The organism is Rhodococcus sp. 14-2496-1d (assembly GCF_002259365.1).
Lineage (GTDB): Bacteria > Actinomycetota > Actinomycetes > Mycobacteriales > Mycobacteriaceae > Rhodococcoides.
This window is the reverse complement of sequence record NZ_NPFV01000029.1, coordinates 408,286-424,118: the sequence shown is the minus strand read 5'-3', so window position 1 is coordinate 424,118 and position 15,833 is coordinate 408,286. Positions and strand designations below refer to the sequence as shown.

Genomic DNA, 15,833 nt, shown 5'->3' with positions numbered 1-15,833 from the left:
GTGGGGAACGTGCGCTCGTGCATCAGTCGTCCGAGGGCGGCGGGTTGCCTGCCAGCGCAATGGCTTCGGCGACGGTTCCCGAGACCGCGGCGACGTACACCTCGTCGCCGGCCTGGATGACGGTTCGCTTGTCCGGTAGCAGTCCGCTGCCGAACCGGATGACGAACGCGGCCCGCGAGTTGGTGGCGTCCTCGAGTACCGAGAGCTTCTTGCCGATCCAGGCGTCGTGGAAGTCGAGCAGGACGACGGCGACGCTGCCCGAGGGATCGCGCCATTTGGTGGTGGGGTCGTCGCGCAACAGGTTGTGCAGAAAACGATCGGTGGCCCAGGGGACGGTGGCGACCGTCGGGATGCCGAGGCGTTCGTAGACGGCCGCGCGCTTGGCGTCGTAGATCCTTGCGACCACTTTGTCGACGCCGAACGTCTCTCGAGCGACGCGGGCGGAGATGATGTTGGAGTTGTCGCCGGACGACACGGCCGCGAAGGCCTCGGCCTTCTCGATTCCTGCGCTCACCAACACATCTCGGTCGAAACCCATGCCGACGACGCGATGCCCGGCGAAGTCGGGGTCCAGGCGCAGAAAGGCTGTTTCGTCGCGGTCGATGATCGCGACCTCGTGTCCGATGCGTTCGAGCGCCCCGGCCAGCGATGCGCCGACGCGGCCACATCCCATCACAACTACGTACAACGCCCAGCTCCGTCCCGATCTCGATGGTCGACCACTGCCGACCGACACTGCCACGACCGGCAGGCGTGCACCAACGTATCGGGGGATCGGTCACCGTACCGACCGAGGGTGCGCTCCGACGCAGTTTCGGGCGCGTGGTTGAGACGTCCGCAGGAGGACGGCCTACGCTTCTGTGCGTGTCCAAGGTCTCGACTGCCGCCAAGCGGCTAGTGCTCGGTAAGCCGTTCCGCAGTGACAAGCTCGGTCATACGTTGCTTCCCAAGCGGATCGCGTTGCCGGTGTTCGCCTCGGACGCCATGTCGTCGGTTGCCTATGCACCGGAAGAGATCTTCCTGGTGCTGTCGGTGGCGGGCATCTCGGCAGTCGCCTTCACCCCGTGGATCGGTCTCGCCGTCTGCGTGGTGATGGCCGTCGTCGTGGCCAGCTATCGACAGAACGTGCATGCTTATCCGTCCGGCGGCGGCGACTACGAGGTCGCGACCACAAACCTGGGCCCCGCGGCCGGATTGACGGTCGGCAGCGCACTGTTGGTCGACTACGTGTTGACCGTGGCGGTGTCGATCTCGGCGGCGGCGTCGAACATCGGATCAGCGGTTCCGTTCGTGGCCCAGCACAAGGTGCTGTTCGCCGTGGTGGCCATCGTCCTGGTCACCTCCGTCAATCTTCGGGGCATCCGCGAGTCCGGGGCTGCGTTCGCGATCCCGACGTATGCCTTCATGGGTGGCATGTTCCTGATGTTGGCGTACGGCCTGTTCCGGGTCTACGTTCTCGGCGACGACATTCATGCAGAATCGGCAACCTTCGATCTGAAGGCCGAGGATTCGCACCTGTACGGCATCGCATTCGCGTTCCTCATCGCGCGCGCCTTCTCTTCCGGTTGCGCGGCGCTGACCGGGGTGGAGGCCATCAGCAACGGGGTACCCGCATTCGAGAAGCCGAAGTCGCGTAACGCCGCGACCACCTTGTTGCTGCTCGGAGCCATCGGCATCACATTGCTGATGGGCATCATCGTGCTCGCACAGAAGATCGGCATCAAGTACGCCCTGGATCCCGATATTCAGCTGGTCGGCGCGCCGGAGGGGTACCAGCAGAAGACGTTGATCGCGCAGCTCGCGGAGGCGGTGTTCAGCGGATTCCCCGCTGGATTCTTCTTCATCACGACCGTCACGGCCCTCATCCTGGTACTCGCGGCCAACACCGCGTTCAACGGCTTCCCCGTTCTCGGTTCGGTTCTGGCCCAGGACCGGTACCTGCCGAGGCAGCTGCACACTCGTGGCGACCGTCTTGCCTTCAGCAACGGCATCCTTTTTCTGTCCGGAGCTGCGATCGTCTTCGTCGTCGCGTTCGGTGCCGAGGTAACCAAGCTCATTCAGCTCTACATCGTCGGGGTGTTCGTCTCGTTCACCCTCAGTCAGACCGGGATGGTTCGGCACTGGACGCGGCTGTTGGCCACCGAGACCGATCCCGAGCAACGGCGGCGCATGCACCGCTCACGGGTGGTCAACGGAGTCGGTCTCGGCATGACCGGAACGGTGCTGGTCATCGTGTTGATCACCAAGTTCGCCGCCGGCGCGTGGATCGCGATCGTGGCGATGGTGGCGATCTTCGTCCTGATGCGCATGATCAGAAAGCATTACGACACCGTGGCGCGGGAGCTCGAGAACGAGGAATGGGACGGAGTTCTGCCCAGCCGCACACACTCGATCGTGTTGGTCTCGAAGCTGCACATGCCGACCCTGCGCGCGTTGGCGTACGCCCGAGCAACCAGGCCCGACACCCTCGAGGCCGTGACCGTCAACGTCGACGAAGCCGATACTCGCGCACTGGTTCGGGAGTGGGAAGCCAGTGACGTCTCGGTGCCGCTCAAGGTCGTCGAGTCGCCCTACCGAGAAGTCACCAAACCGGTCCTGGACTACGTGAAACGGGTTCGCCGCGACTCGCCTCGGGACGTCGTCACGGTCTTCATTCCCGAGTACGTGGTCGGTCACTGGTGGGAGCAGGTTCTGCACAATCAGAGCGCGTTGCGACTGAAGTCTCGCCTGCTGTTCCAGCCGGGCGTGATGGTCACGAGCGTGCCGTGGCAGCTGCGGTCGTCCGAGAAGGCCAAGCGTGAGGTGCTCGGCAATGCGCCCGGTGCGTCGCGTCGCGGCTACGAGCCTCCGGCGGGCAAGTGAGCGAGAGCTGGTTCGGGCTGCTGCTGGAGGTCGAACTGGGCGCGCCGGGGCACGGAGGATTCTGCGTGGCCCGCCACGACGGCCGGGTGATGTTCGTGCGTCACGGATTGCCCGGTGAACGGGTCCTGGCCAAGGTGACCGAAGATCGAGGCGGGTCGTTCTGTCGTGCCGATGCCGTCGAGATTCTGTCGGCCTCGCCGGACCGAGTGGACGCGCGCTGTCCCATTGCCGGACCGGGCGGCTCGGGCTGCTGCGACTACTCCCACGCCACTGCCGATGCAGGGCGGCGACTGAAGTCGTTCGTCGTCGCCGAACAACTTCGCCGCGTCGCCGGAATCGAGCGTGAGGTGCAGGTGGAGGAACTACCGGGATCCGGCGACGGCACCGGGTGGCGAACCCGAGTGCGACTCGCCGTCGATGCCGGCGGTAGGCCCGGCTATCACCGCTATCGCAGTAGCTCGATCGTCACCGAACTCACCTGTCCCCAAATGGATTCTGCCGCGTTCGTGGGACTGTCGGATCAGCAGTGGCGGCCGGGTGCCGAGCTGCAGGTGGTGCTCGACGGGGACGGCGAGCGGCATGTGGTGGAGATCGCGCCGGCGCAACTCTCGCCCACCGGACGCCGATCGCCGGGTCGTCGTGGAGCGTCGGCGCGTCGGGCAGCGTCGTCTCGCTCCCGGCCCGAGAAGGCCGTGATCGGATCGGGTCGGGTGACCGAATACGTCTCGAGCAGGGCATGGACCCTCGACGCCACCGGGTTCTGGCAGGCTCACCGCGGCGCGCCGCAGGTGTACACCGATGTGGTGCGGGAATGGGCGGACGCCACGTCGGGTGACGGTGCGTGGGATCTGTACGGAGGCGTCGGGGTGTTCGCCGCCGCCCTGGCCGATCGTGTGGGTCCGAGCGGCCGGGTCACCAGTGTCGAGTTCTCTCGTCGGGCAGCCGAGGACGGCCGTTCGGCGCTGCGGGATCTGCCGCAGGTCACGTTCGTGCCGGGTCGGGTCGAGCGCTCGATCGATGCGTTGACCGATCCGGTGTCGGTAGCGGTGCTCGATCCACCTCGCGCGGGAGCAGGACGGGACGTCGTCGATGCCGTCGCCGTCCGGTCTCCGCGTTCGGTGGTGCACATCGGATGCGATCCGGCCTCGTTCGCACGGGATGTGAGCTTGTATCGGGCTGCTGGATACGAGCTCGACGACATGCGCGCTTTCGACGCCTTTCCGTCGACCAGCCACGTCGAGTGCATCGGTCGTTTCGTTCGTCGGTGAGGGCTGCGGCAACCGATCAGATCCGGTGTGCAACTTCGGCGACCGGGGCGAAGGTGTGCATGGGAACGGACACGATGCGCTGAGCACCGCACCGGCAGCCCTGGTATCCGACGAGCCCCTCGCTCGTGTCGTGGGTGGAGTGGGTGGTCCAGGTGTGTGTGGTGTGTTCGGTGTGCATGCGTCCATCGTGATGTAATGGTCTTGTGCACATCAACCCTTACGGCGAGTATGCCGTGAAACTCGGTATCGACCTGCTCAATTCGCCGCCCACGTCGGCGACCGAGCTGGGCGAACGCTGCGTGGACGCCGGCCTCGTACCGGACTGGATCGCCACGGATGCCGATCTGGTCGACACCCTCCAGTTCCTGCGTGACTGGGCGCGGGTGGTGGACGCGAGCACCGAAACCGATCGGGCCGACGAGCTCAATGCTCTACTGGCACAGGCGTCGGCCTACCCACGGTTGACCAACCATGCCGACGACGGCTGGCACATGCACTATCGCGACCCCAACATCGAACTCGGCGGGGTCATCAGGGCCCTGGTGAGCGTCGGCACCGCGTTGCATCTGACCGGACGCGGGATGTCTCGCCTCGCTCGCTGCGCCGCCGCAGACTGCACACTCGCCTTCGCCGACACCTCGAGAACGGGCAGGCAGCGGTACTGCGGAACGGTGTGCTCCAATCGCGACGCGGTACGCAGGCATCGAGCACGCGCGGCCTCGTGATCGAGGCGCAGCGCAGCGCGTTCGTCAGGACTTTCGGTTGTACAGGCGCATCGTGATCGGCCCGAACACCGCCAGCATTGCCGCGCACAGCATCAGCGTCACTCCCAGCCCGCCCGTGTCGACATCGCCCTGCATCAGTCCACGCAGCGACGTGACCAGAAAGCTGACCGGGTTGACGTCGACGAACGCGCGCAGCCAACCGGGCATCGTGCTGGGGTCGACGAAGATGTTGCTCGCGAACGTGAGCGGAAACAGGATGAACATCGACACCCCCATCACCGCAGCCTCGGTACGGACGATCATCGCGATCATGGTCCAGATCCAGGAGAGGCAGAACGAGAACAACAGCAGCAGAGCGATCGACGCCACCACACCGACAAGACCACCCTGCGGCCGGAAACCGAGGATCAATCCGAGGATCAGCACGATCACCGAAGCCAGCGTGTAGCGCACGACGTCGCCGAGCAGGGCACCGACCAACGGCGACGGCCGCCAGATGGGCAGCGAACGGAATCGATCGAAGACGCCCTTCTCGATGTCCTTGTTCATCGTCACTCCGGTGTACATCGTGATCATCACCACGGTCTGCACGAGAATGCCGGGGAGCAGGAACTGGATGTACGCCTCGGTCGACCCGGCAAGTGCGCCGCCGAACAGGTACGTGAAGAGCAACGTGAACATGATGGGAAAGGCCGTCACGTCGAACAATTGCTCGGGAACGTGCTTGATCTTGAGCAGCGCTCGCCATCCGAAGCTCAACGACGTCGACAACGACGACGGACGAGGCGGGCGAGGCCCGGCGGCACCGAGTACATCGATGATCGTCGACGCCTGTGGCGCCGTCTGCTGGGCTTCGGTGGTCATGATGCAACCTCCCGGTCGGATTCGCCTGTGGCACCGGCGTCGTGCCCGGTGAGAGCGAGAAACACCTCGTCCAAGCTCGGCTGTCCCAGCGTGAACGACGCGATCGAGATGCCTGCGGTCTCGAGTGCAGGCAGGACCGGTGCGGCCTGCGCCGGGTTGCTCAACCGTGCGGTGACGGTGGACGGATCCGGGTCCTCGGTGACGTTGCTGCCGAGTAGATCTCGCAGGATCCCTGCGGCGGCCGACCGCTGGGACGCCTCGAGAACTCGCAGGTGCAGTGAATTCGATCCCACCGACGCCTTCAGCTCGCCCGTCGTTCCCTCGGCGATGACCTTGCCGCGATCGATGACTGCGACACGCCCGGCCAATTGATCGGCCTCGTCCAGATACTGTGTGGTCAGCAACACAGTCGTCCCGCCTGCGACCAAGGCGCGGACGATCTCCCACACGTGGTTTCGGCTGCGAGGGTCGAGTCCGGTGGTGGGCTCGTCGAGGAAGATCAGTTCGGGAGTGACGATGATGCTGGCGGCGATGTCGATGCGACGGCGCATGCCGCCGGAGTACGTCTTGACCTGTCGCGGTCCGGCATCGGCGATGTCGAATGCCGTCAGCAGCTGCTCGGCTCGTGATCGGGCGGCGGGACGGGAGTAGCCGAGCAACCGGGCGAGCAGCACCAGGTTCTCCGTACCGGTGAGATCCTCGTCCAGAGACGCGAATTGCCCTGTCAGAGCGACTTTCTGGCGTACGGCCTCAGGTTCGCTCGCGACGTCGTGACCGAGCACCCGGGCGCTGCCTCCGTCGATCGGAAGCAGCGTGGCCAGCATCCGGATGGTCGTCGTCTTCCCTGCCCCGTTCGGCCCGAGCACGCCGTAGACACCACCGGAGGGGATGGAGAGGTCGACTCCGTCGACCGCGGTGTTCGTTCCGAAACGTTTGACCAGACCGTGTGTCTCGATCGCCGCCATGTCTCTCGATTCCTCCGATGGGCCGCCGCCCGATTCCCCGCGATTGTCCGATTCTCCACCAAGGATGAAATGCGGTCCACATCTGCGCAAACGAATTTTCGTCCCGAACCATCCTCCGGTCGGTTTGTTCCGAATATGTACTGCGGCGGGAAAACGCGGAGGTTTCGATATGAGAGCGATATGACCACTAGTGTCGTGATCGATGAACTCGATCATGAACCCGTCTGTTGGGACGACCTTCCGATGAGCGCGCCGATGTCGGATGCGTCGGGAACGTCGAATGCCGGCCGTGACCGGACGACGCCCGATGCCTCGGAAAGCTACGCGGCACAGGACGCGGTGTGCGCTGTTCCCAGTCCACAGCTCAAGAACCTGCGTGCCGACGAAACCGATCGTCTGCGACGGTTGATGGCGTCGGTTGCCCAAGGCGACCGGGCGGCGTTCGCCGAGCTGTACGACGCGACGTCGTCGCGGGTCTACGGAATGGTGCTGCGGGTGCTTCGAGACCCGGGGTACAGCGAGGAGACAGCGCAGGAGGTGTTCCTCCAGATCTGGCGGGCGGCACCCAATTACGACCCGAACCAGGGCAGTCCACTGGCGTGGATCATGACTCTGGCGCACCGTCGCGCGGTCGATCGTGTCCGGAGCGAGCAATCGGGTACCGATCGTGAGGCCGCGTACGGCGCAGTCAGCCACACACCGGAGCACGATGAGGTACTCGAGACGGTGACGCAGCGTCTCGAGTCCGAGGCCGTCGTGGCCTGTCTCGAAACTCTGACCGATACGCAGAGCGAGTCGGTACGAATGGCTTATTACAGCGGTTACACCTATCGCGAAGTTGCGGAGCGGCTCGGGGTCGCGGTTCCCACCATCAAATCGCGCATACGAGATGGATTGATCAAGTTGAAAACATGTCTGGGGGTGATCCCGCAATGAGCGACTCGTCACGGCAGCGACTACTCGACGACGCGGAGGTCTACGCCCTCCACGCGACCACCGACGCCGAGCGACGCGACATCGAGGCCGAGCGCCTACGCGTCGACGACACCGCGCGAGCCCAGTTCGACATTCTCGTGAGCGAGATCCACGAGACGCTGGCCCTGGCGGCCGCGGCGGATGCGACACCCGCACCCGACCGACTGCGTCGCTCGGTGCTCGATCGGGTCGCCGTCAGCGACCAGGAGCCCACGGTCCACCAGTTGCCACCGAACGTCACACCACTGCACCGGCATCGGCGGGAGCGCTCGAAGGCCTGGCGGTACTCGATGGTCTCGGCTGCGGCCGCGGTGGTCGTCGCCGTCGGCGGAGTGGTGGTCGTCAGCCAGACGATGGGCAACGATGCGCAGCCGTCTCAGGCGGAGCAGATCGTGGCCGCGCCCGACTCACGTCAGGTGTCGGCGGAGTTCCCCGGTGGCGGCTCGGCCACCGTGTCGTACTCGCTTTCCCAGAACGCGGTCGTCGTCGATCTCGACGGAGTCCCACAGCCGCCGCCCGGTCGCGTGTACCAGATGTGGTTCGTGGACGGCTCACCTCGCTCGGCCGGCGTCGTGACCGAGGATCAGCTGACCTCGGAGTCCGGAACGGTGGTCGACGGTCTCGGTTCCTCGACCAACTTCGCGTTCTCGCTGGAACCCGCAGGCGGGTCGGCCCAGCCCACCGAGGTGCTCACGATGCTCACGTTGGGTGCCTGACCACAGCACGAGAACAGTCGCCTCGGGCGGTTCGACATTCGGTCAGATGCCGATGTCGAACCGCCCGAGCGTTCTGATCACCGCTGCCATCTGGCCGTAGGCTCCGGTGGCGAGGTTCTCCAGCAGCGCCAGCTTGACCTCCGGTGCGTCGCGTGTGAGTGCCTGGAAGTGCTCCACCGACACCACCACCAGGTCGACCGGTGTCTCGGCGACCATGTCGAGCAAGAAGGGCACCGACATCAGCAACGGCATCTCGCCGAAGCTCATGCCGGGGGAGAGAGTCGTGATGCGGTGCTTGCCACCGTCGGCGGCGACGGCCGTCGAGGTCACCTCGCCGCGCAGCATCAGGAACAGGCCTGCCGCCGGGGCACCGTGACGAACGATCACGTCGCCACGCGCGTAGTGCCGCTTCTCCAGGTAGGGCGTCACCGCCTCGAACTGTTCGGCCGAGAGCCCGGCAAGCAGCGGGTGCTCTGCGATAGCGACGACGGCCGGCTGTCGCGCGCCTGCGCAGTGACGATCCAGCAGCAGGTTCTCTGCCCATTGAACGGCCGAACCGAGGCTCGAGTACACCCGACCGGCCGGATCGGACGGGTCGAGGCTCGAGGTCGTGTGCCCCATGATCGCTCTCGGGTCGACCAGAGCCACCACGCAGCCGTGTTCGGCGAGATCCCGACGAAGGTCCTCGAACATGGTGCGGGCGATCGCACTGACCTCGTCGACGCCGCGCACGTCGATGACGAGCGCATCGAGTTCCCGATCCAGGTCGCCGATCTCACGAACGGCGGTCTCGGCACCGGAGAACAGCAGATCGCCGTGCAGTTCGTACACGCGGGCGCGTTCGCCCACGGCGGCCAGAGTGGCCTGTTCGGTGTCGGAACGCCGCTTGCGCGACGGAGCCTCGGTCACCACGTAGCGACGCCGGATCGAGGACTTCGCCGCACGAGTGACATGCAGAAAGTGCAGTTCGAGGCGTGTCGAGAGTTCGCGACAGGCGGCGACTCCGCGCACGCTGTTGCCGTGCGAGTCGAGCCGCGGGGAGTAGACGGCGATGCCCATCTGTCCCGGAAGAACCGCGAGGATCCCGCCCCCGACTCCGCTCTTGGCCGGCAGGCCGACCCTCGCGACCCAGTCGCCTGCGCCGTCGTACATCCCACATGTCGTCATGACCGACAGCACTCGTTCGACGAGGGCCGGTGCGAGCGCACGCTCCCGCGTCCGGGGATTGACGCCGTTGTTGGCCATGGTGGCCGCCATCATGGCGAGGTCGGCGGCGGTGACATCGATCGAGCACTGGCGGAAGTACAGATCGACGGCAGCATCGGGATCGTGGTCGATGATGTCGAACGAACGGAGCATGTACCCGATGGCGCGGTTGCGATTGCCGGTGCGCGCCTCCGACCGATAGACGGCGTCGTTGAACGTCAGAGACCTCCCCGCATACCGCGAGTACGAGGCGCGAATGCGCTCGAATCGATCCTCGGCACTGCGACCGGCGATGAGCGACGCCGACGTGATGGCACCGGCGTTGATCATCGGGTTGCGTGGTCGCTCGGTGACGGGATCGAGGCTGATCTCGTTGAAGGGTTCCCCTGACGGTTCGATGTCGATCTTGCTCGCCACGACGTCCAGGCCCCGGTCGGCCAGCGCCAATGCGTACGTGAACGGCTTGGAGATCGATTGGATCGTGAAGGGGAGTCCGGTGTCGCCGACTTCGTAGACGTAACCGTCCGTGGTCGTCAGCGCGATACCGAATCCGTCCGGCGTGACGGCAGCGAGTTCGGGGATGTAGTCCGCCACCTGCCCGGACGTGTCGTCACGGCACAGTTCGTGAACTCGGCGCAGGATGGCATCGACCACGTTGCTCATGGGCCACACTGTATGTGTGATGTCCGATTCGGCAGCGTCGAGGTTAGGGGCGGCTGACCCAGGGCACCTCGACGTTCGACGGTACTGTCGGCGTCACGACGCTGGGCGGAGCAGCAGGGCACGGTCACTCCGTAGACTGAAATTTCCATTGTGTTTTCCGGCCGAAGGGAGCGATCTCGTTGGGTGTCCTAGCTCGAATTCAGACGCCCGAGGACTTGCGCGACCTCGGCAGTGCGGAGCTGGCCGAACTGGCTCGCGAGATCCGCGCGTTTCTCGTCGAGAAGGTGTCCGCTACCGGCGGCCACCTCGGTCCCAATCTCGGTGTCGTGGAACTGACGTTGGCGATTCATCGCATCTTCGACTCCCCGAACGATCCGGTCATCTTCGACACCGGTCATCAGGCGTACGTGCACAAGATGCTGACCGGACGCACGGGTCTGTTCGACACGCTCCGTAAGCAGGGCGGCCTGTCCGGCTACCCGTCACGGGTCGAGAGCGAGCACGACTGGGTGGAGTCCTCGCACGCGTCGGCCTCGCTCTCCTACGCCGACGGCCTTGCCAAAGCCTTCGCGCTCAAGGGCGAAACCGACCGGCACGTCGTCGCTGTCGTCGGTGACGGTGCGCTCACCGGCGGCATGTGTTGGGAGGCGCTCAACAACATCGCCGCAGGCCGCGATCGATCCCTCGTGATCGTCGTCAACGACAACGGTCGCTCGTACGCCCCGACCATCGGGGGATTGGCCGATCATCTGGCGGCCCTTCGCCTTCAGCCCGGGTACGAGAAGGTGCTGGACAACGGTCGCCGCATCGTTCGTCGCATTCCGATCGTCGGTCCCACTGCCTACGCCATGTTGCACGGTATGAAGGCCGGGGTGAAGGACGCCATCAGCCCGCAGGTCATGTTCACCGATCTCGGCATCAAGTACCTGGGTCCGGTCGACGGTCACGACCAGCATGCAATGGAATCCGCGCTGCGCCGAGCCAAGGCATACGGCGGTCCGGTCATCGTCCACGCGGTGACGCGCAAAGGTATGGGCTACGTTCACGCCGAGAACGACGTCGCAGATCAGATGCACGCCACCGGGATCATCGATCCGTTGACGGGGCTGGCGCGGTCCAAGTCGGCTCCGGACTGGACCTCGGTGTTCTCTGCGGCACTGATCGAGCAGGGCGAGCAGAACGAGGACGTCGTAGCGATCACCGCAGCGATGGCCGCGCCCACCGGTCTCGCCGCGTTCGGGGTTCGCTTCCCCGATCGGTTGTTCGACGTCGGGATCGCCGAGCAGCACGCGATGACGTCGGCGGCCGGGCTCGCGCTGGGCGGAATGCATCCCGTGGTCGCCATCTACTCCACCTTCCTCAATCGCGCGTTCGATCAGTTGCTGATGGACGTGGCGTTGCTCGGACTGCCGGTCACGGTGGTGCTGGACCGTGCCGGTGTCACCGGGGCCGACGGTGCCAGCCACAACGGCATGTGGGACATGTCTCTGCTCGGCATCGTCCCCGGTATGAAGGTGGCGGCACCGCGAGATGCCGAGACCCTGCGAGAAGAACTGGCAGAGGCCATCGCAACGTCCGACGGACCCACTGCCCTGCGCTTCCCGAAGGGCGCGGTGACCGAAACCGTGCCCGCGACGCGCAGACTGGACGGAATCGTCGACGTGCTGACCGAGCCGTCCGGTGCCACGGGCGATGTGCTGATCGTGGCCGTCGGAGTGTTCGGGCAGATGGCCATGGATGCAGCCGAGAAGCTGCAGCACGACGGCATCTCCGCTGCCGTGGTCGACCCAAGGTGGGTGCTGCCGATCCCGCAGTCGCTGTTGAAGCTGGCCGAGGATTACCGGCTCGTGGTCACCCTCGAGGACAGTGGCCTGCACGGTGGCATCGGTTCGACACTGTCTGCGGCTCTGCGTGGCGCAGGCGTCGATACCCCGTGCCGCGATCTCGGTGTGCCACAACGATTCCTGGACCACGCATCGCGCGATCAGCTGCACCACGAACTCGGCCTCACCTGCGAGGACGTCGTGCAGCGCGTGTCGCACTGGGTCAAGAGCCTCTGACGACGGTCTCTCGCCGGACGTCGACGCCGTAGAACGCGCGTCGTCCGGCCACCGCGCCCGCGACTGCTCTCGGAGCCGTCATCACGAGGAGGAACAGAACCGACGGTTCCCACCGTTGCGTCGCCCAGTGCACGACGCAGCACACCGAAGGCCCGCGGGATGCCGGCACCGTAGCCGACAGTCCGAGCAATCGAACTCGGCAATGCACCGTCGCGTGCCGTTGCGGCCCGCAGGTTCGTCGGCGTCGTCTCCGGGCTTCGATGTTTTTCTTTGCGAATATGTGACCTGTGTGACTGGTGTGTCGTAGATGCCGAAACCGGGACGACTGGCATGTTTCGCTCATGACCCTCGTCTTCGACGGTAGAACCGGCGTCTCGGACAGCGAAATCGATCCGACTCCACGCAACGGTGACCCCGACTGGGCGGCCATGGAATCCGTGGATGGAACACCGGCACCGGATTCCCGGAACGACGGGACCGGGCGACGGCATTCGCGGTGGTTCGTGGCGATGACGGCGGTGATCGGTGTGGTGGCGTTCGCCGCACACGATCGTCTGCTGTCGTTCGACTCCTTGTACGGATTGTTCGGCAACGGTGTCGACGCGCTCGTCTACCGACACGGCGGTGCAACCGTGCTCAGTAGCGAAGAGCTGTACTCGTTCTCGCTGTTCGGCACACTGCCGTTCACGTATCCGCCGTTCGCTGCTGTGCTGTTCGCTCCGCTGGGGTTGCTGTCCGACACCGCGGCCGGATTGCTGGTGAACATATCCAATGTCGTATTGCTCTACGTCGTCGTCCATCTGAGTTGGCGACGACTCGGATACGAGAACTGCACACGGACCAGAGTGGTAAGTGCTGCTCTGGCACTGGGCTGCTCGTGGCTCGAGCCGGTGCGCATGTCGCTGTGGTTGGGTCAGATCAACCTGCTGTTGCTCGTGTTGGTGCTGTGGGATCTCGGCCGGCCCGAGGGCAGTCGGCTTCGGGGGGTCGGCGTCGGAATCGCGGCCGGTCTGAAGCTGACGCCCGGCCTCTTCATCGTCATGTCGATCGTGCAGCGGCAGTGGCGAGCGGCATGGACGGCGGCCGGCACCGGTCTGGTCACGGTGGTGATCGGGTTCGTGGTCGTGTCCTCCGACGCGTGGCGCTATTGGACCTCGGCGATCCTCGCCTCGGACCGAGTGGGGTCGACCACGTCTCCCGCGAATCAGTCGGTTCGGGGAATGGTGGCGCGGGCGTGGGGAACCGAGCACCCGCCGGTGATCGTGTGGTTGCCGGCCGCGGCGGTCGTCCTCGCTGCGGGGATGTGGGTGTCGTACCGAGCTCACCGTGCGGGTAGAACACTGCTGGCCATGACGGTGTGTGGTCTCACGGCCCCGATGGTCTCGCCGTTCTCCTGGGGCCACCATTGGGTGTGGTGTGTTCCGCTGCTGGTGATCGGACTCGACGCGTGTACGAGTTCGCGAACGAGCGGGCGCGGCCGCACGCTGCGTGTCCTCGGAGTGCTCGCCGCCACTGCACCTTTCGTGGCCTGGTATCGCACACAGGCCGATGTTGTGGTGATCGGCACGTTCATGCAGTCCGTATCGCCGATCGTCGACGCCGGACTACGGAACGCGTATTGCGTTGTCTACGTGATCGTTCTGGCGGTGGTGGCCGTAGGACTGCGCAAGGACTCGACGGCCTGCTACGTCCCGGCCACACGTTCTTCGATCTGAACGCGATCGATCAGATGGGCCAGGGCGAAGGGATCGTGTGCGAACATTCGCTCCACACTTGCCTTGTCGGTGCCTTCGACGATCATCGTGGCACCGCTGTGATCGGCGAGTGGGCTCGACGATCGGAGGATCTTGCGGCGCTCGAGTTCGCGCAGCCACGCGCGGTGATCGGTTCGGTGATCGTCACGCCCGGAGGACGTTTCGGGGGTGTAGGTGTATTGGACGACGAACATCGGCATGTCAGATCTCCATGTCCTCGAGCTCCATTCCCTTGGTCTCCTTGATCTTGTACTTGACGAAGAAGAAAGACAGGATCGCGAAGAACGCGAAGAACGAGTAGATGAATCCGAGTCCGATGGTGTCGGACAACGGCGGAAATGCCAGTGTGATGGCGAAGTTGGCGATCCAGTTCGCGGCGGTACTGATACCGAGGGCGACGGCGCGCATTCGGTTGGGGAACATCTCGCCGAGCATCACCCACATGATCGGACCCCAGGTCGCGGCGAAGAAGACCACGAACAGGTTGGCTCCGACGAGAGCAACCGGGCCCCACGGCGACGGCAATTCGAGTTGGTCGCCGCTGCCCACGGCCTGAGTGAACGAGATGGCCGCCAGTACGAGACCGACGAACATCCCGATCGAGCCGATCATGAGCAGATTTCGTCGGCCGAATCGGTCGACGAACAAGATGGCGACGAATGTCATCGAGACATTGATGACCGAGGTGATCACCGAGGTGACGAACGACTGATTCTCGCTGAAACCGACGGACTTCCACAACGTTGTCGAGTAATAGAAGATCGCGTTGATTCCCACGAACTGCTGCAGAATCGCCATGGTGATGCCGACCCAGACGATCGGTTGCAGACCGAACTTCGGTCCACGGATATCGGCGAACGAGGACTTGGATTCCCGGCGCAGGGTCAACCGGATTTCCTTGACCCTCTCGTTCGGGTCCACTTCCCCGGTGATGTCTCCCAGAATGCGGGCCGCTTCTTCGTCGAGGTGCTTTCCGACGAGATATCTGGGCGACTCCGGAATCAGAGTGGCGAGAAAGCCGTAGACGAGGGCCGGTGCGACGCCGACCAAGAACATCCACCGCCAGGCTTCGAGTCCGAACCACAGGTCGTTCGACGGTCCGCCCGCGGCGTTCTGCAGCACCGCGTCCGACAGCAGCGCGGCGAAGATTCCGACGGTGATCGCCAGCTGTTGCAGCGAGGCCAAACCACCCCGGTAGCGGGCCGGGGCAATCTCCGAGATGTACGCGGGCGCGATCACCGAGGCGATGCCGATACCAAGGCCGCCGAGTACACGCCAGAGCATGAGATCCGGGACGCTGAACGCGAACCCGGACCCCAGCGACGAGATGGTGAACAGCGCGGAACCGAGCAGCATCACCTTTTTCCGGCCCCAGGTGTCGGCGAGACGGCCGGCGAACCAGGCACCGACCGCACAACCGAGAAGTGCGATGGCGACGGCGAAGCCGGTGACGAACGACGACAGGGCGAAGTTCTCCTGAATGGAGTCCACTGCGCCGTTGACAACGGAGGAATCGAACCCGAACAAGAAGCCGCCGACAGCGGCGGCAACGGTGACTCCGATGACTTTGGCAGTGTGCCGATCGGTGGATTGCGTCATCACGTGACCCAGCTTTCGAGGTGAACCAGCGTCCTTGGTGGTCGATCGCCATCATCGTCCTCGCACCGACGCAATGGGAGCGAAATCGACACGGCATTCGCGGCGGGTGGAAAACGGCTCGCCGAAAACGGCGAATTGTCCGATATTCCACCGGTCGAGCTCGAAGTTGTGGACGA

Annotated in this window: 15 protein-coding genes; 7 read left to right on the top strand and 8 right to left on the bottom strand. The window is 64.9% G+C overall.

What is annotated here, in order from left to right; genetic code table 11:
• Positions 1-22: 22 nt before the first annotated feature.
• On the bottom strand, positions 23-688 hold the full coding sequence (locus tag CH296_RS23305; RefSeq protein WP_176459289.1) for a TrkA family potassium uptake protein: 666 nt from the start codon (positions 686-688) through the stop codon (positions 23-25).
• 176 nt (positions 689-864) lie between these two features.
• Between CH296_RS23305 and CH296_RS23300 the strand changes: the two genes are divergently transcribed.
• Together CH296_RS23300 and CH296_RS23295 are read left to right on the top strand one after the other, a co-directional pair.
• Entirely contained in the window at positions 865-2,862 is a 1,998-nt protein-coding gene (locus tag CH296_RS23300) for an APC family permease (RefSeq protein WP_045199809.1), read from the top strand.
• Complete coding sequence (locus CH296_RS23295; RefSeq protein WP_094657075.1) at positions 2,859-4,130, top strand: class I SAM-dependent RNA methyltransferase; 1,272 nt, start codon at positions 2,859-2,861, stop codon at positions 4,128-4,130. The genes CH296_RS23300 and CH296_RS23295 overlap by 4 nt, the downstream gene beginning before the upstream one ends.
• A gap of 16 nt (positions 4,131-4,146) precedes the next feature.
• Here CH296_RS23295 and CH296_RS29075 read toward each other — a convergent pair whose 3' ends face one another.
• On the bottom strand, positions 4,147-4,308 hold the full coding sequence (locus CH296_RS29075) for a hypothetical protein (RefSeq protein ID WP_176459288.1): 162 nt from the start codon (positions 4,306-4,308) through the stop codon (positions 4,147-4,149).
• A gap of 25 nt (positions 4,309-4,333) precedes the next feature.
• On the opposite strand from CH296_RS29075, the gene CH296_RS23290 reads away from it, so the two are divergent.
• Positions 4,334-4,855: a CGNR zinc finger domain-containing protein gene (locus CH296_RS23290; protein ID WP_032397925.1), complete on the top strand. Its 522-nt coding sequence runs from the start codon at positions 4,334-4,336 to the stop codon at positions 4,853-4,855.
• A 24-nt stretch (positions 4,856-4,879) separates the two neighbouring features.
• Here the strand turns inward: CH296_RS23290 and CH296_RS23285 are convergent, their stop codons facing one another.
• A complete protein-coding gene (locus CH296_RS23285; protein WP_032397926.1) occupies positions 4,880-5,719 on the bottom strand; it encodes an ABC transporter permease in 840 nt (279 codons plus the stop codon).
• Positions 5,716-6,684 (bottom strand): ATP-binding cassette domain-containing protein, encoded by a 969-nt coding sequence (locus CH296_RS23280; RefSeq protein ID WP_094685815.1) that lies wholly within the window; start codon positions 6,682-6,684, stop codon positions 5,716-5,718. The genes CH296_RS23285 and CH296_RS23280 overlap by 4 nt, the downstream gene beginning before the upstream one ends.
• Before the next feature lie 180 nt (positions 6,685-6,864).
• Here CH296_RS23280 and CH296_RS23275 point away from each other — a divergent pair, with 180 nt between their 5' ends.
• Both CH296_RS23275 and CH296_RS23270 read left to right on the top strand, forming a co-directional pair.
• A complete protein-coding gene (locus CH296_RS23275) occupies positions 6,865-7,620 on the top strand; it encodes a sigma-70 family RNA polymerase sigma factor (RefSeq protein ID WP_032397928.1) in 756 nt (251 codons plus the stop codon).
• Positions 7,617-8,375, top strand: a complete 759-nt coding sequence (locus tag CH296_RS23270; protein WP_032397929.1) for an anti-sigma factor — start codon at positions 7,617-7,619, stop codon at positions 8,373-8,375. The genes CH296_RS23275 and CH296_RS23270 overlap by 4 nt, the downstream gene beginning before the upstream one ends.
• A 42-nt stretch (positions 8,376-8,417) precedes the next feature.
• Here the strand turns inward: CH296_RS23270 and glsA are convergent, their stop codons facing one another.
• The gene (glsA, locus tag CH296_RS23265) at positions 8,418-10,244 is read right to left on the bottom strand and encodes a glutaminase A (RefSeq protein WP_094630066.1); all 1,827 of its coding nucleotides are present in this window, start codon (positions 10,242-10,244) and stop codon (positions 8,418-8,420) included.
• A gap of 179 nt (positions 10,245-10,423) precedes the next feature.
• Between glsA and dxs the strand changes: the two genes are divergently transcribed.
• Positions 10,424-12,304 (top strand): 1-deoxy-D-xylulose-5-phosphate synthase, encoded by a 1,881-nt coding sequence (dxs, locus tag CH296_RS23260; protein WP_032397931.1) that lies wholly within the window; start codon positions 10,424-10,426, stop codon positions 12,302-12,304.
• On the opposite strand, the gene CH296_RS28635 is transcribed toward dxs, so the two are convergent.
• The gene (locus CH296_RS28635; RefSeq protein ID WP_143544573.1) at positions 12,291-12,473 is read right to left on the bottom strand and encodes a hypothetical protein; all 183 of its coding nucleotides are present in this window, start codon (positions 12,471-12,473) and stop codon (positions 12,291-12,293) included. The genes dxs and CH296_RS28635 overlap by 14 nt on opposite strands.
• 172 nt (positions 12,474-12,645) lie before the next feature.
• Between CH296_RS28635 and CH296_RS23255 the strand changes: the two genes are divergently transcribed.
• Entirely contained in the window at positions 12,646-14,019 is a 1,374-nt protein-coding gene (locus CH296_RS23255; RefSeq protein ID WP_094685814.1) for a glycosyltransferase 87 family protein, read from the top strand.
• Here the strand turns inward: CH296_RS23255 and CH296_RS23250 are convergent.
• Entirely contained in the window at positions 13,989-14,258 is a 270-nt protein-coding gene (locus tag CH296_RS23250) for a YciI family protein (protein ID WP_032397932.1), read from the bottom strand. The two genes, CH296_RS23255 and CH296_RS23250, sit on opposite strands and share 31 nt — an antisense overlap.
• A 1-nt stretch (position 14,259) precedes the next feature.
• Positions 14,260-15,657 carry a sugar porter family MFS transporter gene (locus tag CH296_RS23245; RefSeq protein WP_094647983.1) on the bottom strand — a complete coding sequence of 466 codons (1,398 nt, stop codon included), beginning with the start codon at positions 15,655-15,657 and terminating at the stop codon, positions 14,260-14,262.
• Between the last annotated feature and the right edge of the window lie 176 nt (positions 15,658-15,833).